Origin of the sequence: Polynucleobacter sp. es-EL-1, assembly GCF_018687975.1 — a bacterium.
GTDB lineage: Bacteria > Pseudomonadota > Gammaproteobacteria > Burkholderiales > Burkholderiaceae > Polynucleobacter.
In genome coordinates this window covers 1,885,837-1,903,755 of record NZ_CP061310.1, presented here as the reverse complement: position 1 = coordinate 1,903,755, position 17,919 = coordinate 1,885,837, and the positions used below count along the sequence as shown (strand labels likewise).

15 protein-coding genes and 1 pseudogene are annotated in these 17,919 nt (G+C 46.6%); 14 read left to right on the top strand and 2 right to left on the bottom strand.

What is annotated here, in order from left to right:
• Positions 1-93 precede the first annotated feature (93 nt).
• The 7 genes and pseudogenes from rpmH to mnmC form a co-directional block, all read left to right on the top strand.
• A complete protein-coding gene (gene rpmH, locus FD974_RS09740) occupies positions 94-228 on the top strand; it encodes a 50S ribosomal protein L34 (protein ID WP_082784010.1) in 135 nt (44 codons plus the stop codon).
• Positions 229-237: 9 nt separating this feature from the next.
• Entirely contained in the window at positions 238-555 is a 318-nt protein-coding gene (rnpA, locus tag FD974_RS09735) for a ribonuclease P protein component (RefSeq protein WP_371817114.1), read from the top strand.
• A gap of 1 nt (position 556) precedes the next feature.
• Positions 557-778, top strand: coding sequence for a membrane protein insertion efficiency factor YidD (yidD, locus tag FD974_RS09730; RefSeq protein WP_215364659.1), 222 nt, complete (start codon positions 557-559; stop codon positions 776-778).
• Between the two features lie 25 nt (positions 779-803).
• Complete coding sequence (yidC, locus tag FD974_RS09725; protein ID WP_215364655.1) at positions 804-2,480, top strand: membrane protein insertase YidC; 1,677 nt, start codon at positions 804-806, stop codon at positions 2,478-2,480.
• Positions 2,481-2,521: 41 nt separating this feature from the next.
• Positions 2,522-3,883 (top strand): tRNA uridine-5-carboxymethylaminomethyl(34) synthesis GTPase MnmE, encoded by a 1,362-nt coding sequence (mnmE, locus tag FD974_RS09720; protein WP_215366885.1) that lies wholly within the window; start codon positions 2,522-2,524, stop codon positions 3,881-3,883.
• Positions 3,884-3,969: 86 nt separating this feature from the next.
• On the top strand, positions 3,970-5,835 hold the full coding sequence (locus FD974_RS09715) for a phosphoenolpyruvate carboxykinase (GTP) (RefSeq protein WP_215364653.1): 1,866 nt from the start codon (positions 3,970-3,972) through the stop codon (positions 5,833-5,835).
• Positions 5,836-5,881: 46 nt separating this feature from the next.
• Positions 5,882-6,973: pseudogene (mnmC, locus tag FD974_RS09775) on the top strand (FAD-dependent 5-carboxymethylaminomethyl-2-thiouridine(34) oxidoreductase MnmC); the annotation flags it as partial.
• Here the strand turns inward: mnmC and FD974_RS09710 are convergent.
• A complete protein-coding gene (locus tag FD974_RS09710; RefSeq protein WP_215364651.1) occupies positions 6,952-9,621 on the bottom strand; it encodes a DNA topoisomerase III in 2,670 nt (889 codons plus the stop codon). The pseudogene mnmC and the gene FD974_RS09710 sit on opposite strands and share 22 nt — an antisense overlap.
• Positions 9,622-9,841: 220 nt before the next feature.
• Positions 9,842-10,522: a DNA-processing protein DprA gene (gene dprA / locus FD974_RS09705; protein ID WP_215364649.1), complete on the bottom strand. Its 681-nt coding sequence runs from the start codon at positions 10,520-10,522 to the stop codon at positions 9,842-9,844.
• A 71-nt stretch (positions 10,523-10,593) separates the two neighbouring features.
• On the opposite strand from dprA, the gene def reads away from it, so the two are divergent.
• Genes def through FD974_RS09670 form a run of 7 tightly spaced genes read left to right on the top strand, consistent with a single transcriptional unit; the run spans position 10,594 to position 17,880 of the window.
• Complete coding sequence (gene def, locus FD974_RS09700; RefSeq protein WP_215364646.1) at positions 10,594-11,109, top strand: peptide deformylase; 516 nt, start codon at positions 10,594-10,596, stop codon at positions 11,107-11,109.
• Between the two features lie 7 nt (positions 11,110-11,116).
• Positions 11,117-12,118, top strand: coding sequence for a methionyl-tRNA formyltransferase (gene fmt, locus FD974_RS09695; protein ID WP_215364643.1), 1,002 nt, complete (start codon positions 11,117-11,119; stop codon positions 12,116-12,118).
• Positions 12,119-12,131: 13 nt separating this feature from the next.
• Positions 12,132-12,998: a zinc metalloprotease HtpX gene (htpX, locus tag FD974_RS09690; protein WP_215364640.1), complete on the top strand. Its 867-nt coding sequence runs from the start codon at positions 12,132-12,134 to the stop codon at positions 12,996-12,998.
• A 1-nt stretch (position 12,999) separates the two neighbouring features.
• Complete coding sequence (gene rsmB / locus FD974_RS09685; protein ID WP_215364638.1) at positions 13,000-14,313, top strand: 16S rRNA (cytosine(967)-C(5))-methyltransferase RsmB; 1,314 nt, start codon at positions 13,000-13,002, stop codon at positions 14,311-14,313.
• On the top strand, positions 14,310-14,891 hold the full coding sequence (locus FD974_RS09680) for a DUF4390 domain-containing protein (protein WP_215364636.1): 582 nt from the start codon (positions 14,310-14,312) through the stop codon (positions 14,889-14,891). Before rsmB ends, FD974_RS09680 begins: the two co-directional genes overlap by 4 nt.
• On the top strand, positions 14,888-17,194 hold the full coding sequence (locus FD974_RS09675; protein ID WP_215364634.1) for an ATP-binding protein: 2,307 nt from the start codon (positions 14,888-14,890) through the stop codon (positions 17,192-17,194). Before FD974_RS09680 ends, FD974_RS09675 begins: the two co-directional genes overlap by 4 nt.
• Before the next feature lie 2 nt (positions 17,195-17,196).
• The gene (locus FD974_RS09670; protein ID WP_215364631.1) at positions 17,197-17,880 is read left to right on the top strand and encodes a response regulator; all 684 of its coding nucleotides are present in this window, start codon (positions 17,197-17,199) and stop codon (positions 17,878-17,880) included.
• Positions 17,881-17,919 lie beyond the last annotated feature (39 nt).

The window sequence follows — 17,919 nt, the reverse complement described above, 5'->3', positions numbered from 1 at the left end:
TTGCTGCCTAGAGAAAAATACCTATATATTCACTATCAGCGGTTGACCTTTTGCTGTGCAACAAGGAAAATACGGGGTTTTGCAGGATGAATCATGAAAAGAACATACCAACCCTCAGTAACTCGTCGTAAACGCACCCATGGATTTCGTGTGCGTATGAAAACCAAAAGTGGACGCGCAGTATTAAACGCTCGTCGTGCTAAAGGCCGCAAACGTCTAGCTGTTTAAATCTAGCCGTTGAACAGCGCTAGGATTTCGGATTTACTAAAAACACGCCCCAAGACAAGTATGTATTGGGGTTTGTATTTGGCATTACCGAATGCGGGCGCTAAACCAGATTTAGGAATTGCGGTTGCTAAAAAACTAGCAAAGCGTGCGGTAGATCGCAACCGACTCAAGCGAATGATTCGTGAAGTGGTGAGAACTGGTACAGGTCTGAGCCAAGAAAGCGACGTTGTTGTAAAACTTAAAAAGCCTATTGGTCGTGATACCCGTGGCAGACTTAGAAAACAAGAGCAAGATGTTTTGCGCAAGCAAATATTGGGGCTGATTTAACATGAACCCCTTAAACAAAATTACCATCAAGCTCCTTAGGGTTTACCAAATTGCACTCAGCCCCTATATGGGAATGCATTGCAAATTTACACCGTCTTGTTCCCAATACGCTTGCGATTGTTTTGCGCATTACGGATTTTTTAAAAGCGTTCGGCTGATGGTTTGGCGCATATTGCGCTGCAACCCCTGGTCACATGGCGGTCATGATCCCGCTGTCAAATAAACATCTCATTATCAAGTGAACTTAAATGGACTTTAAAAAAACGATTCTTTGGGCAGTATTCTCCATGTCGGGCCTCTTGCTCTATAACAACTGGCAAGTTCACGAAGGTAAGCCATCGATGTTTGGTGGAGCTCCAACAGGCAATATTTCTGCTCCAACTAAGGCGCCCGATGCTAAGGTGGATGTGCCAGCGCCGCTACAGGCGGGAGCAGTTCCAGCAATTGCGCAAACACCAGCAATTAGCTCCAGCGGAATTGAAACCGCTGAAAAATTTATTCTCAAAAATGATGTGTTGTCGTTACAAATTAGCGCCAATGGTGCCAATGTGGTGGATGCTAAATTATTAAAGCAGTTCACAGCTGAAAAAAATCCTATTGATTTATTCCAATACAACCCAACCCACAAATATTTTGCTCGCTCAGGTTTGATCACCTTGGGCGATCTTGAGTTACCCAATCACACTAGTACATTTAAATTGCTTGAGACTGGTAAAGATGGTGCCGGCAATCCATTTATGGTTTTGACGAGCGAGCGGAGCGGAGTAAAGCTTGAAAAAACCTTTATCTTGCATCCAGGTAGTTACGTTGTGGATGTTGGTCATCGTGTTACACAAAGCAATCCCAATCCAAACCCATTAGTGCTTTATACCGAACTCGTAAGAGATGCCTCACAAGAGCAAAAAATAGGGCCTTTCGATGGCGCATTCTCGGCAAGCACCTACACCGGACCAGCCGTTTACACCGATAAAGAAAAATTCAATAAGTTAGAGTTCACGGCTATTGATAAAAACAAGATTACGATTCCTACGCAGGTGGCTGCTGGTGATCCAGCTTGGATTGCTATGGTTCAGCACTACTTTGCAAGTGCCTGGATTCCTGGCGACAAGTTTGTACGCGATATTTATGCAGGCAAGATCGACAACAATTTGTATCGCATTGGCATGCAAACCCCTTTGGGTGTTGTTGCACCAGGGACAACGGTGGTTGAAAAAGCTCGCCTGTTTGTTGGTCCACAAGAGGAAAGCGTTTTAGAAACAATTACCCCAGGGTTTGCATTATTAAAAGATTATGGCTATCTCACGATTCTTGCTAAGCCGATTTTCTGGTTATTAGAAAACATCCATGCTTATGTTGGTAACTGGGGTTGGTCAATTGTTCTTTTAACCATCTTGATCAAATTGGTGTTCTTCCCACTTTCCGCCGCAAGTTACAAGTCCATGGCGCGAATGAAAGAAGTGCAGCCACGCTTAATGGCAATGAAAGAGCAATATAAGGGCGAACCACAGAAGCTCAATCAGGCGATGATGGAAATGTATCGCAAAGAAAAAATCAACCCATTGGGTGGTTGTTTGCCCGTGGTAATTCAAATACCGGTGTTCATTGCTTTGTACTGGGTGCTGTTATCTTCCGTTGAGATGCGCAATGCACCCTGGATTTTGTGGATACACGATTTATCAGTTCCAGATCCATATTACATTTTGCCGATCATTATGGCGGCATCCATGTTTGTACAAACCAAGCTCAATCCAACACCACCAGACCCTGTTCAGGCAAAAGTGATGATGTACATGCCGCTTGTATTCTCAATCATGTTCTTCTTCTTCCCAGCTGGATTGGTGTTGTATTGGGTTGTTAACAATCTGCTTTCCATTGCACAGCAATGGCAGATTAATCAAATGTTTGGAAAAAAACACGCCAAATAGTGCTTTGGTAAATTTGTAAACCCAAAGGAAGATTAGCAATGATGACTAGAAAACTTCCCATCATTGCGCTTGCCACCGCCCCAGGAAAATCTGGGGTTGGTGTCATTCGATTAAGTGGCCCGGATATCACGGCCATCACCCATGCTTTATTTCAAAAAGCGCTGATACCGAGGCAGGCAAGTCTATTAACACTGCGCGATAGCGGCGGCCTCACAATTGATCAGTTGCTTGCAATTTATTTTGCTGCTCCTGCTTCATTTACGGGTGAGGATGTATTGGAGCTCCAATGTCATGGCGGGCCCCAACTTTTAGAGCTGGTGATGAAACGTTGCCTAGAGCTTGGTAAAAAGTGGGGCTTAGCAATAGCGCAGCCCGGTGAGTTCACACTGCGCGCCTATTTAAATAACAAGATTGATTTGGCACAAGCTGAAGCCATTGCAGATTTAATCGACGCCCAAAGCGAGGCTGCGGTTCGTGGAGCCGCCAGATCATTACAGGGCGAGTTTTCAAACGACATTAATAGTTTGATAGAAGAAATTACACAGTTGCGTATTTTGGTGGAGTCGACCCTGGATTTTCCAGAAGAAGAGATTGAATTTTTAGAAAGTGCCCAGGCTCGAGAGCGCTTGTCGACGGTTATCTCCAAGTTGCTCGCCTTGAGGCAGAGCGCAAAACAGGGGAAGATTTTGCGCGATGGCATTGTGCTGGTATTGGCTGGCGCACCTAACGTTGGTAAAAGCTCCCTTTTGAATCGACTTGCTGGCGAGGAAGTGGCCATTGTTACCCCGGTAGCTGGAACCACACGAGACCGCGTTAAAGAAAGTATTTCCATCGATGGTGTACCGATGCACATTATTGACACGGCTGGACTACGTAATACAAGCGATGAGGTTGAGGTAAAAGGAATTGAGAGGTCTTGGGACTCCATCCGCTCAGCAGACCTGGTGATTTTTCTCCAAGATTCGACCAATGTCAGCAACGAGGTATCAGCCCTAAGGGAGCAGGTTTTAAAAGTAGCCCCTACAAGCATCCCCGTTTTGGAGGTGTTTAATAAAGTAGACCTATTGCCACCCACCAAGAATGGTGATGATGGGGCTATTTATATCTCTGCCAAGACGGGCATTGGCATAGACGGGTTAAAGCAAAAAATCCTAGAGGCTGTGGGCTGGGGAAGCGCCCAGGAAGGGGTGGTAATAGCCCGACGACGCCATTTAGACTGTCTAGATAGGGCTGCCGAGCATTTGATCAATTCTGAAAAGTTCGCCGAAGATGGCAACATTTCATTAGAGTTATTTGCAGAAGAGCTCCGTTTAGCGCAAGACCACCTTGGACAAATCACTGGAAGGCTCTTGCCAGATGAGCTTTTAGGGAAAATATTTAGCCAATTTTGTATTGGTAAATAGCAGGTTTACCCTTGTCGGCTAGCAGCCTGAATGGGGCCCAAAATGTTAAAATAACGTGATCAAAATTATTACTTCATAGGACTCTCATGACTACAACAGCGAATGGGCAAATTCAAGTAAATGCGCCCGATTACGTCAAAAATCAGAAGCTAATTCAATGGGTTGCCGATGTAGCGGCCCTAACTAAGCCAGACAATATCCATTGGTGCGACGGCTCCCAGGCTGAATATGATGGATTTTGTGAGCTTTTAGTAAAAGCGGGCGTGTTTAAGCGCCTCAATCCAGCAAAACGCAAAAACGCTTTCCTTGCTTTATCTGATCCAGACGATGTTGCTCGTGTTGAAGATCGCACCTTTATTTGTTCAGCCAAAAAAGAAGATGCTGGACCAACTAACAATTGGGTAGAGCCAAGCGAAATGCGTGCCACCCTCAATCCATTATTTGATGGTTGCATGCGCGGTAGAACAATGTATGTTGTGCCATTCTCAATGGGCCCAATTGGCTCGCCAATTGCTCATATTGGTGTAGAAGTATCCGACAGCCCATATGTTGCAATCAATATGCGCTTAATGACACGCATGGGGAAAGCGGTAATCGATCAGCTTGGTGCAGATGGCGAGTTTGTTCCTTGTATTCATACTGTAGGTAAGCCATTGGCTGCAGGCGAAAAAGATGTTGCTTGGCCAAATAACAAAACTAAATACATCGTTCATTACCCTGAAACTCGTGAGATTTGGTCTTTTGGATCTGGTTATGGCGGCAACGCCTTGTTGGGTAAAAAATGCTTTGCATTGCGTATTGCATCAAATATGGGTCGCGACCAAGGTTGGTTGGCTGAGCACATGTTGATCTTGGGCGTTACTTCACCTGAAGGAAAAAAATATCACATCGCTGCAGCATTCCCATCCGCCTGCGGAAAAACCAATTTCTCTATGATGATTCCTCCCAAGGGATTTGAGGGTTGGAAGGTCACCACCGTTGGCGATGACATCGCTTGGATTAAGCCGCGCAAAGACCCCGTTACTGGAAAAACCCGTTTATTTGCAATCAACCCTGAGTCTGGTTACTTTGGTGTTGCTCCTGGTACAAATCGTCAGACCAACCCCAATTGCTTGGATTCATTAAACCAGGACGTAATCTTTACGAACGTCGGTTTAACTGACGATGGAGATGTTTGGTGGGAAGGCCTAACCGAAACACCTCCTGCACATTTGATTGATTGGCAAGGTAAAGATTGGACTCCAGCAGATGGTGCAGCTGGTCGCAAAGCAGCGCATCCAAACTCACGCTTTACTGTTGCCGCCACCAATAATCCAGCGGTTGATCCAAACTGGGATAACCCAGAAGGTGTTGCTATCGATGCATTCTTATTCGGCGGTCGTCGCTCTAATACTGTTCCGCTGGTTAGCGAAGCGCGTGATTGGGTGGAAGGCGTTTATATGGCTGCCACCATGGGATCTGAAACTACAGCAGCCATTACTGGTCAAGTAGGTGTTGTGCGTCGTGACCCATTTGCAATGATCGCATTTGCTGGTTACAACATGAGTGACTATTTCCAGCACTGGCTCAACATTGGAAGCAAGCTTGCAGCTGAAGGCGCAGTATTGCCAAAAATCTATTGTGTCAATTGGTTCCGCAAGGATGAAAATGGCAAGTTTGTTTGGCCTGGTTTTGGCGAAAACATGCGAGTTCTGTCTTGGATCTTAGAGCGCGCTGAGGGTAAAGCAAAAGGTACCGAGACGGTATTTGGTATCTGCCCAGAGCATGCTGACATGCATTGGGATGGCCTAGATTATTCAGCTGAAAAATTCGGCAAAGCCATTAATGTTGCAGCCGAAGACTGGAAAAATGAACTCAAGCTCCACGCTGAATTATTTGAGCACTTGGGTGATCGCCTGCCTAAAGAGTTGCTTGAAGCGCGCGGAAAAATTGAGAAGCGTTTGCACGCTTAAGATTTTCTTAAGCGCCGCAGTCGCACATCAAATCAATCTATATTAAATGACCTCACCCCAACACCATGACATCGTGGTGTTGGGGGCAGGCATTGCTGGCGCAACAATTGCAAATGAGCTCTTAGCGCGAGGTCAAAAAGTTTGCATTGTTGACTCAGCTAGCTCACCTGCTAGCGCGTGCTCTAGCCATGCATATGCTATCGCCCATCCACACATTGGGCGCGGGGCTCCCCGTTTATTGCGCTTGACCCGACTTGCGTTTTTCATGGCGGAAGAACGCTGGGGCCACAAGTGGAACCAACACGGCATCTTTCAACCAGCAAAAAAAGATAAACCATTTAATCCTCAGGAGCTTAATGCGCATTTGCGCTCCTTGGACTTAGATGATGATGTGGCACAAGCGCTATCAGCGCCAGAGGCAAAACAAATTTGCGGAATTGAGCAAAACGGAGTTTGGTTACCGAGGGGCGCCTCTCTGAATTTATCTATAGCCACAAAGGAATTATTGCAACCTCACCCTCACCTTCAGTGCGCCTGGAGCACAACCGTTTCTCGATTAGAGAAATTGGGTGAGCTCTGGATAGCATTTGATGATCAAAACAATCCGCTGTTCAGTGCCAACAAAATAGTGATTGCCAGCGCCCTAGAAACAAAGCCCCTGCTTGCGACTATTGGCATACGTTTGCCCTTAAGGCCAGTACGAGGGCAGCTCAGCATATTTTCTGTAGATGGAAAGAGTCCTTGGGTAAATAAATTACCAAAGACTGCAATCTCAGGGGATGGTTATTGTTTGCCGGCCGAGCGCCAGAGTGATGGCAGCTATCACTGGATGGTTGGCTCAAGCTTTGATGAGGGAGAGGAAGATCTAAATCACTGGGACTCGAGTGATGAATTTAATCGAGAGCAGGCAAAAGGTTTAATTAATTTTCCAGAGGGAAGCAAGCAAGCCCTTGTAAAAAGCGGCAGCTTTGTTGGGGTGCGTTGCGTTGCCGGCGATCGGCTGCCAATCATTGGGGCGCTCACACAGCGCCCCGGGATTTTTATAGCAACAGCTCTAGGCTCCAGAGGAGTTCTTTGGTCTGCTTTGGCGGCCAAGCTAATTACGGCCCAGGTTCTTCAGGACGACTTTGCTTTGCTGGCACGCTTAGGTTTTGCTGCCGACTTGCTGGCTGCACTTGCTCCGGCACGTTTCTTCGCAGGTGCTTTAGCAGCACCACCTTCTTTGGGCGCTTTCGCCTCAAATTCAAAGCCAATCTTGCCGTCTGGGCCCAGGGCTAAATAAGCTTTAAAGCCACGACCAGTTCGATTCGACTTGAAGTTGGTGAGCAAGTCTGTCTTTCCTTCTTTGAGTAGTTTTTGAACCTGCTCAGCAGATATCTCTTGCTGTAAAACAACCTTGCCCGTTTTAAAGTCACAGGATTTATTTGGCCCGGTATTGTTTTCACAAAGATAGCGCATGCCGTCTTCATACACAGCGCCAGAACATTTTGGACAAACGCCCAAAGCCTGTCTGCCAGTAAAGTCGATAGCCTCAGACTCATCTTCCTGTGCATTGCCAAAATCAAACTCTAGCTTGAAACCAGCATTAGGATAATCTGCATCATCTTCAGGAATTTCTGTCAGCTTAATGATCGCTGCAAAAGGTCTGCCCATTTTGCTGCGAAAGCCTTGTAGCGGCCCAATGGTTTTCTCTTTCAAGAGCTCTTCTACTTCTGGATACTCAAAGGCACGACCACCGGGGGTTTTACTAATCGTAAAGCCACATTTTTCACAAGCAAAGCGACGGTAATTTTCTTTGACTGGCCCTTTGCAATGTGGGCACGGAGTTGACATCGTTGCATAGTCGCCAGGAATGGTATCGCTGTCGTATTCTTTGGCGCGCTTAACAATGCGCTGAGTCATTTGTGCAATTTCTTGCATGAAAGTATCGCGATTCATTTCACCACGCTCAATCAGCGATAACTTATTTTCCCAGCTACCGGTGAGGTCTGGCCTAGTTAACTCTTCGACATCAAGGCCACGCAAAAGCGTCATGAGTTGAAAAGCTTTGGCAGTTGGTATGAGCTCGCGTGCTTCGCGAACCATATATTTTTCTGCAAGCAGTCCCTCAATAATTGCTGCGCGCGTTGCAGGAGTACCTAAACCTTTTTCAGCCATTGCTTCGCGCATCTCATCATCATCAACCCATTTGCCAGCACTCTCCATGGCCGATAGCAATGTTGCTTCGGTATAGCGCGCTGGTGGTTTTGTTTTTAATGGAACTGCTGCGATCGATTCATTCTGAACAGATTCACCTTCTTGAACTGGTACCAGTTCATCATCAGCCTGATTTGATCTTCCGTATACAGTTAACCATCCTGGATTAACCAATACACGACCTTCCGTTTTGAAGTGATGACCAGATGCTTCAGTAATGCGAGTGGTAACTCGGAACTCGGCTGCAGGATAAAAGACGGCCAGGAAACGGCGCACCACTAAGTCATATAGTTTTTGCTCGGGCTCGCTTAGTGTCTTAGGAGACTCAAGGGTTGGAATAATAGCAAAGTGATCTGAAATTTTGGAATTATCAAAAATTCGCTTATTTGGTTTGATCCAGCCATAGCCTGCTTTTGCTTTTGCGTCCTTAGGGTCGCCTTGCAAAATTTGTTTTGCAAAAGGTCGATATTCTTGCGAATGCTCAGCAAGATTTTCCATGGTCTGCTTGACAGTATCTAAGTAGTCTTCCGGCAGGGCTTTGGAGTCTGTACGTGGATAAGTTAGCACCTTATGACGCTCATAAAGCGCTTGCGCTAAACCCAAAGTATTTTTGGCAGAGAAGCCAAAGCGTGCGTTAGCTTCTCGTTGAAGGCTGGTTAAATCAAATAATTGAGGCGCTAGTTGAGTTGCTGGCTTGGCCTCTTCTTTAACGCTGGCTTTTTTCCCGCGGCAAGCAGCAACAATACTTTGAGCTGCTGCCTCACTCCAGAGTCGATTCTCGCGAGCATCCGGCTCGGTCGCATCCTTTTTAAATTTAGGATCAAACCACCGGCCTTCATATACCCCCGCTGACGCAATGAATTCAGCCTTTACTTCCCAATAGTCTTTCGATACAAATTTACGAATCAGCTCTTCACGTTCTACGACGATGGAGAGCGTTGGAGTTTGTACCCTACCAACTGTAGTTAGAAAGAAGCCCCCACTCTTGCTATTAAAGGCCGTCATTGCTCGTGTGCCATTAATACCAACCAACCAGTCGGCTTCAGAGCGGCAACGGGCTGCATCGGCAAGGGGCTGCATGTCAGTATCACTGCGCAAGGAGGCAAACCCTTCCCGAATTGCAGCCGGAGTCATCGACTGCAACCAGAGTCTTTTAATAGCTTGCGGCGCTTTTGCATGTTGCGCAATGAGTCTGAAGATCAGCTCGCCCTCACGTCCTGCGTCACAGGCGTTAATGAGTTCGGTAACATCTTTGCGCTTAATGAGTTTTTGCAATACCTTTAGGCGAGATTCCGTTTTCGCGATAGGGCGTAAATCGAAGTAAGGCGGAACAACTGGCAGATTGGCAAAAGACCATTTGCCTCGCTTGACATCAAATTCCTCGGGCGCCGCAATCTCTAGAAGATGGCCAACGGCAGATGAGATGACAAAGTCATCACTCTCAAAATAGTCTTCATATTTAGTAAAGCCTCCCAAGGCTTTGGCAATATCACTGGCAACCGAGGGCTTTTCGGCAATGATCAGCGCCTTAGGATGATCTACGGCCGAAGATTTTGAACTGCTTTTTTTGGAAGTTGCTTTAGTAGCCACGCGTTTGCCTAAATTTGAGCTTTAAATGGGGTTTTAATAGGGAAAAGGATGATCAATTTAAACCAAATCTCGGTTTTGGCATCTTTAAGCCCTTTTTTATTATTAACCGATAAATTGCTAAAAGTCCAAAATCTCGCAATTATGGACTTAGATTTTGTGCTATCTGAACAGGAATTTAGCCAAAAACCCCTCTTTAAATAGCCTTAAATAGGGTTTTCAGCTAAAAATGCAATTCTTCAAGAATATCCCTAGGCCCTTGGACTAATTTTGCCCCTTGTTGAATTAACTGATGGCACCCTTTGGCCAGGGGGTTCCGAATCGATCCCGGCAAAGCAAAGACTTCACGGCCGAGCTCACAGGCGAGTCTGGCTGTAATGAGGGATCCTGATTTTTCTGCTGCCTCGATGACCAAAACTCCTAATGAAAGGGCGGCAATAATGCGGTTACGCCTGGGAAAGTTTCCTGGTGTAGGGCCAGTCCCAGGCGCCAGTTCAGAGATTAATAGGCCACAATTGCCAATCTTTTTGGCAAGATAGTGATGTTCTTTAGGATAGACCACATCAAGGCCGGTCCCACAGACGGCGATCGTAGGATGGTTGCCATTGCTGCCAATGGCCCCGTAATGTGCTGCGCCATCAATGCCCCGAGCCAAGCCAGAGATCACTAGCAGCCCCTCACTAGCGAGAGATTGGGCAAAGTAATGGCCATGTTTAAGGCCCTCCGGGCTGGCATTACGAGAGCCCACGATGGCAAGCATTGGCAGGTTCAGGAGAGCAGGATTTCCCACTATATATAGTAGCTGGGGCGGGTCAGCTAAATCTAGAAGCCGACTTGGGTAGTCCGAAGTATTGCGCCCAATCGTGAAGATTTGAGAGTTTTGAGATTGTTTGGACGTGTGCATAAAACAATTTTCAGCTTAAGGAAAATTTGCACTATCGGGACAGCATGATTAGTCTGTTAGATAATTCCTACATGGCTTTATTAACTGTTCTCTGCTATCCCGATCCGCGCCTATTGAAGGTTGCCAAACCTGTTGCGCAGGTAGATGCTCGTATTCGAAAAATTGTGGCTGATATGGCCGAAACAATGTATGACGCTCCTGGCGTAGGCTTAGCCGCGACACAGGTTGATATACATGAGCAAATTATTGTGATTGATGTGTCAGACGGTCAAGATGCGCTGATGGTTTTCATTAACCCTGAATTGGTATGGTCTAGCCCTGAGAAAAAATCATGGCGCGAAGGTTGTTTATCAGTGCCTGAATATTATGATGAAGTCGATCGTCCGGCCGTGGTGAGAGTTAAGGCGCTTGATATTCATGGAAAAGAGTTTGAGCTTGAGGCCGATGGCCTATTGTCTGTCTGTCTGCAGCACGAGATGGATCATCTAAAGGGTAAAGTTTTTGTTGAGCACTTATCAATGCTTAAGCGAAATCGAATCTTATTAAAGATGAAAAAACGCGCCAAAGAATTGATAGGTCAGCGCTAAGCGCCCGATGAAAATTGTTTTTGCAGGCACCCCTGAATTTGCTGCAATTGCGATGCGTGCAATTGATGCCGCTGGACATAAAATTGTTTTAACCCTGACGCAGCCAGATCGTCGTGCTGGTAGAGGTATGCAATTACAGTCAAGTCCAGTAAAGATGTTTGCTCAGGAAAAAAATATTCCAGTATTGCAGCCAGAGACTTTAAGGCAGACGCACGCAGATATGCAAAAGCGGGATGCAGCCCGCAATACTTATGAAGTTCTTTCGGATACTGATTTTGATGCGATGGTCGTAGTTGCTTATGGCTTGATTCTGCCCCAGGAATTTTTAGATCTCGCTTCAGCTCAAGGTAGACACGGCTGTTTTAATATCCATGCTTCTCTGCTGCCCCGTTGGCGTGGCGCCGCGCCCATTCAAAGAAGTATTGAAAGTGGTGATGAGGTGACTGGCATTAGCATCATGCAGATGGATGCGGGCCTAGATACAGGTGACGTCGTGTTGGTAAAAGAGTTAATGATTTCTGCGCAGGAAACGACTGCTACTTTGCATGATCGGCTTGCCCAGCTAGGTGCGCAAGCGATGGTAGAGGTTCTTAACAATCTAGACCTGGGGCATGAGCTTATCAACATTGCTCAGCCGGCCCAAGGTTTTAGCTATGCAGAGAAAATACTGAAAAGCGAGGCTGAAATTGATTGGCAGCTGAGCGCGACTCAAATTGATCGGCGCATTCGCGCATTTAATCCATTCCCAGGCGCCACCAGTTCTTTGAATGGCGAGCATTTGAAAATATGGAATTCATCTTTACCCGGCCAGACATTACCTGTACAAAGTAAGCTACCCGGTGAGATTGTAGGTGCTAGCAAGAGCGGTATTTATGTTCAGTGTGGCGAAGGCGTCATCGAAATTCTTGAAATGCAAAAAGCGGGCGGAAAAAGATTGCCTGCAGCCCAATGCATTTCAATTAGCAATGATGGACATTTGAAGATGCAATTTCAAAAACGCAATGATTAGCAAGGAGGAGTGAATGTTTAATTTTGCAAAGACAGCAGTGTTAATGGCCGCAATTACGGCACTCTTCATTATTGTTGGTGGCATGATTGGTGGTGAGCAGGGTATGCTCATGGCCTTACTAATGGCCGTGGGCATGAACTTTTTTAGCTATTGGTTTTCAGACACCCTGGTTCTGAAGATGACTAATGCACAGCAAGTTGATGAGCGTAGTGCCCCAGAGTTTTATGCCATGGTTAAAGAGTTGGCAGAACGGGCTGGACTACCCATGCCTAAAGTTTTCTTGATTGATGAGGCTGCCCCTAATGCATTTGCTACAGGCCGCAATCCTGAAAACGCTTCAGTGGCTGCTACCACAGGCATATTAAAAGTGTTAAGTCGCCGTGAGTTGCGTGGCGTGATGGCCCATGAGCTTGCCCATGTTCGGCACCGTGATATTTTAATTTCAACAATTGCAGCAACCATGGCAGGAGCAATATCAGCATTAGCCAATTTTGCAATGTTCTTTGGTGGTCGAGATTCCGATGGCCGACCCCATAATCCGATTGCGAGCATTATGGTGGCTATATTGGCGCCGCTAGCCGCCAGTATGATTCAAATGAGTATCTCGCGTGCCAGGGAATATGAAGCAGATCGTGGAGGCGCTGAAATTAGTTCTGACCCAGAGGCGTTAGCTCGTGCATTAGAGAAAATTCATGCCTATGCACAGGGTACGCCTTTCCATGCTGTTGAACGGCATCCAGAAACTGCGCAAATGATGATTCTCAATCCCTTAAGTGCTGGTGGATTGGCACAGCTCTTTTCTACGCATCCTCCAACAGAAGAGCGTGTAGCGCGTTTATTGAGTATGGCTAAAGATGGGGCATATCCCGGAGCGGAGTAATTTGACGGACCAGAAAAAACCACGCAGTCTTCCGCTTTCAGAGGCGATCACTATTTCGGCTCAAGCCGTTGGCGAGGTCATGCTTGGACGTTCGTTAACTGAAGTGCTTGATCAGCTCGATACGCATGAGCGCCCAATTGTTCAAAGTTTGAGTTTTGATGCTTTGCGTAAATGGGTCAAATCCCACGAGCTTATTAAGCAATTTATTCCAAAAGCACCGCCACCTGAAGTGGAGTATTTATTGAGTGTTGCCATACCGCTATTTTTGCAATCTGATAGTGATGGCAAGGGCTACGCTTCTCATACGATTGTCGACCAAGCCGTGACTGCATGTAGTGAGTATGAGCCCACCCAGTATGCTAAAGGCTTGGTTAATGCTGTACTTCGTAAGGTAAGTCTAGCCATAAAAGCAGAACGTGAAAAACCTTACCCTCCCGATCCGATCCCTATGTTTTTCCCGCCCTGGTGGAGAGCAAGTCTAAAGCGGAATTACCCAAAGTCATGGCAATCTATATTGCTGGGGCAAGCGCAACGCGCACCGTTAATTTTGCGAGTGAATGCTCGGCAATACACCCGCGAAGAGTATCAACAACTTTTGCAAGAGGCAGGTATTGAGGCAACTCCAATTACTGAAATTGCAGGCGTGTCATTACATTCAGCTTTGCTACTCAAAGACCCGGTTCCCGTGGGAGATTTGCCTGGGTTTTATAGCGGCGCCGTTTCAGTTCAAGATGCGGGAGCGCAGATTGCCGCGATATTGTTAGATCCTCAACCGGGCGATCGGGTACTAGATGCTTGCGCTGCTCCCGGTGGCAAAAGCGCTCACTTATTAGAGCTTGCAGATTGTGAGCTGATTGCCTTAGAGTTAGACGGACAACGGATTACAAAGATTGGTGGAAATCTTGACCGATTACGTCTTCAGTCACAGGCTGTAAAAATTGTGCGGGGTGACGCCTCCAAAGCAGCATGGTGGGATGGCAAGCCCTTTGACAAAATTTTGTTAGACGCCCCTTGCTCAGCATCGGGCATTGTTTCTAGGCACCCCGACATTCCATTTCTCAGACGCGAGGCAGATATTTTGGCCTTGCAACAACGTCAGCGCGCTATTTTGACGCAGTCTTGGAATATGCTTAAACCAGGTGGTACCTTGTTATATGTGACTTGCTCTGTATTTCCCGAGGAGGGAGAGAATCAAGCAAGTTGGTTTGCTACAGAGCACGACGATGCATTACGATTGAATGCCCCCGGACAGATTTTGCCAACGGGGATCAATGACGGCTTTTACTATGCTTTGTTTAAGAAAAATGGGTCATGAGCCAGTGCATTAAACAGTTCATTTTTTGTAGTTTGTTGATACTGAACTTTGTTTCAGTATCAGCTCATGCAGAAGGCATCAGAATAAAGTCCGTTGAGATGGAGCGGGCGGATAACGATTGGCTATTGAATGCAACATTCCAAATTGAATTGGCGCCAGGCTTAGAGGATGCTGTCAAAAAGGGTGTAGTGCTCTACTTTCAAACGGAGTTTGATGTGACACGCTCTCGCTGGTATTGGTTTGATGAGAAACCAGCATTGGCTCAGCGTCAGACGCGCCTCTCCTATCAACCAATTACACAGCAATATCGTATTGCCTCCGAGGGATTTACATTCTCCGCAAAAACGATACTTGAGGCATTGCAGGCAGTCGGTACGATTGGCGGCTGGAAAGTAGTCGACAACAATCAAATAGATCCGGGCAAATCCTACACCGCCGCCTTGAGAATGACGCTGGATTTAAGCAAATTGCCAAAGCCTTTTCAGGTAAATGCCTTGAATAACCGGGACTGGAACGTTTCTAGCGATTGGCTCCGCTTCTCATTTCCCCCTAATAGCGCAAACCCAATTAAGCGATGAAGCTATCTTTCGACTTTATTGGTTCAAACGCCTTTGAAAAGAGCGCCTGGAAAAGACGCGCTTTACCAATAGCAATGGGTCTGATTGGTGCATTTGCTTTGTTGCTATTGCTTCTGCTTTCAATCGCGTCATCCAATACCGAATTTTTTGATAACTACTTTATTTGGCTTTACGCAGCAAATGTAGTGATCGGCGCTTGTTTGATCTTAGTCATTCTGACCTTAGTCACCGTGATCGCAATTCGTTGGCGCAAAGGGCGCTTTGGTACTCGCCTGATTGCAAAGCTGGCCATGATTTTTGCTTTGGTAGGGGTAGTGCCAGGATTAATTTTGTACGGCGTTTCTTTGCAATTCGTATCTCGCAGCATTGAAACTTGGTTTGATGTGAAAGTGGAGTCCGCGTTGAACTCTGGTCTAGAGTTGGGGCGCGTTACTTTACAGGTTGCTCAAGAGGAGATTTTGGCTGAAGGTCGGTTTATCGCCGAGCAGATCACCCAAGTTCCTGCAGGCACAAGCTCAGATCAGGTTGGAGCGATGGTAATGAAAATTCGTAATCAATTTGGCATCCAAGAGGTCAGTCTCTTTACTGCCCAGCGTAAATTAATTTTATCGAGCGAGTTAAAGTCTAAAAAATTCTTCCCTGCCCCTAGCGCTGATGTGGTTGCTGAGGCATTTAAAAAGAATGGCATTACTTTTTTAGACCAAACTGAGGTCGAGGGACAGCGGGGTTATCGTGTCAGGGCGATTGTGCCCATCGTGCGTAAAAAGCCCATTCAGGGCAAGCTAGATTCTGGTAGGGCGATCGAGGATCGGTACTTTGTGCAGTTGGTACGCTTTATTCCGAGCCCCCTGGCTAAGAATATCTTTGCGGTTGAGTCTGCTTATAGTGAGTATCAAGAAAAATCATTAGGACGCTCGGGCTTGCGTAAGATGTTTGTCGGTACTTTGACCCTAACGCTATTCTTTGCGGTATTTGTGGCTGTCACTTTGGCGCTGATTTTAGGTCGTCAGTTGGCAAGACCACTCTTGATGCTGCTCCAAGGAACCCAAGCAGTTGCACAGGGCGATTTATCTCCTAAGCCAGAATTAGATACCGGGGATGAGCTTGGTATGTTAACGCGCCAATTTAATGTCATGACACGTCAGCTGGCCGATACGCGTACTTCACTGCAGGAGTCCAAGACGTTTTTAGAGACCGTATTGGGCAGTCTTACTGCGGGCGTCTGTATTTTTGATAAAAACTTCAACGTAGTTTCAAGTAATGCAGGCGCAGATCGAATATTTGGCCAAGACCTAACTCAGATTGACGGTCGTCCTCTAAGTGACAGCCCTTCTTTGGTTGAGTTTGAACAGGCCATTAAGGAGGGCTTTGCCACGATGAAGCTCGCCGTCGGCGTGGATGGTGAGTCTACTCAGGGCAATCAGCAGAAAGCTGCCCCGGTATGGCAAAAGCAAATTCAGCTGCATAGCACTAATGAATTTGAGAATGAATTGGGTGTCACCTTATTTGTGAGGGGTACAGAGCTGACTGCAGATTTACGCATGGTCGTGTTTGACGACATTACCGACGTTGTGAGCGCTCAGCGCTCGATTGCTTGGAGTGAGGTGGCAAGACGTTTGGCCCACGAGATTAAAAATCCTCTGACCCCAATTCAACTCTCTGCCGAAAGGCTTCAGCACAAGCTGGCAGGCAAATTGAGTCCTGAGCAGGAAGAAATGATTAATCGCAGTACTGAGACGATTATTGGTCAAGTGCAAGCCATGAAAGAGATGGTGAATGACTTTAGGGATTTTGCTAAAACTCCAAGCCCCCAATTAAAGCCAGTATCCATCAATGCGCTAACCCAAGAAATTCTGGGTTTGTATGAAGGCAGCCCAATTAAAACGCAACTGGATCCACGATGTCCAAGTATTCTGGGCGATCCTACGCAATTAAGACAGATCATCCACAATCTTTTACAAAATGCACAAGATGCCACCCTTGAGGGCGAGCAGCAAAGTGCCCCAGTGGAAGTAAAAACAGAGTTAGTGCCCTACGGCGAATTAAGCGGTGTTCAGCAAAACGCAGTTCGCCTCTCAATTAGTGATTCTGGGTCTGGTTTTCCAGCTAAGATATTGGCAAGGGCGTTTGAGCCCTATATCACCACCAAAAGTAAAGGCACTGGATTGGGCTTAGCAGTAGTAAAGAAAATTGTTGATGATCATGGCGCAAAAATTGAAATCCGTAATCGGATGCAAGGCGATAAAGTTGTGGGCGCGAAAGTATCAATATTGTTTATGAATCTGGCAAAAGAGGCAGCATAAGTATGGCAAGTATTTTGGTGGTTGATGATGAAATGGGAATCCGTGAACTTCTCAATGAGATTTTGACGGACGAGGGACACACTGTGTACGCGGCAGAGAGTGCGGCACAAGCTCGGACCATTCGTGAGCAAATGCGCCCAGATTTGGTGCTACTCGATATTTGGATGCCCGATGTAGATGGCATTACTTTGCTAAAGGAGTGGTCTAAATCGGGCCAACTCACCATGCCTGTGGTCATGATGTCCGGGCATGCGACGATTGATACTGCGGTTGAAGCAACTCGTATTGGCGCACTCAATTTTCTAGAGAAGCCGATTGCCCTACAAAAGCTCTTGAAAACGGTCACCAAGGCCTTAGAGAGTTCTCCTAAGTTCGTGGAACCGGTGGAGGAAAGGGCCGCTCAGCAAGCGCTAGCGGCAATCCCAAGTCCGAAGGCCAGCGCAAACGAGCCATCTCCTCCCGTACAGGACGGCGAATACATAAGCGGCATAGCTAAAACTTACTTTGATTTACCTTTGAGAGAAGCTCGGGATCTATTTGAGAAAGCCTATTTTGAGCATCAAATGATCATTATGGGCGGCAGTATGACTAAGATTTCTGAATATACTGGCCTGGAAAGAACCCACCTCTATCGCAAGCTCAAGGCACTGGGCATTGATACTTCACGGAACAAAGGCGAGCAATAGGGCTGCTCAATAATGCGGACAAACAAACGATGCATGCAT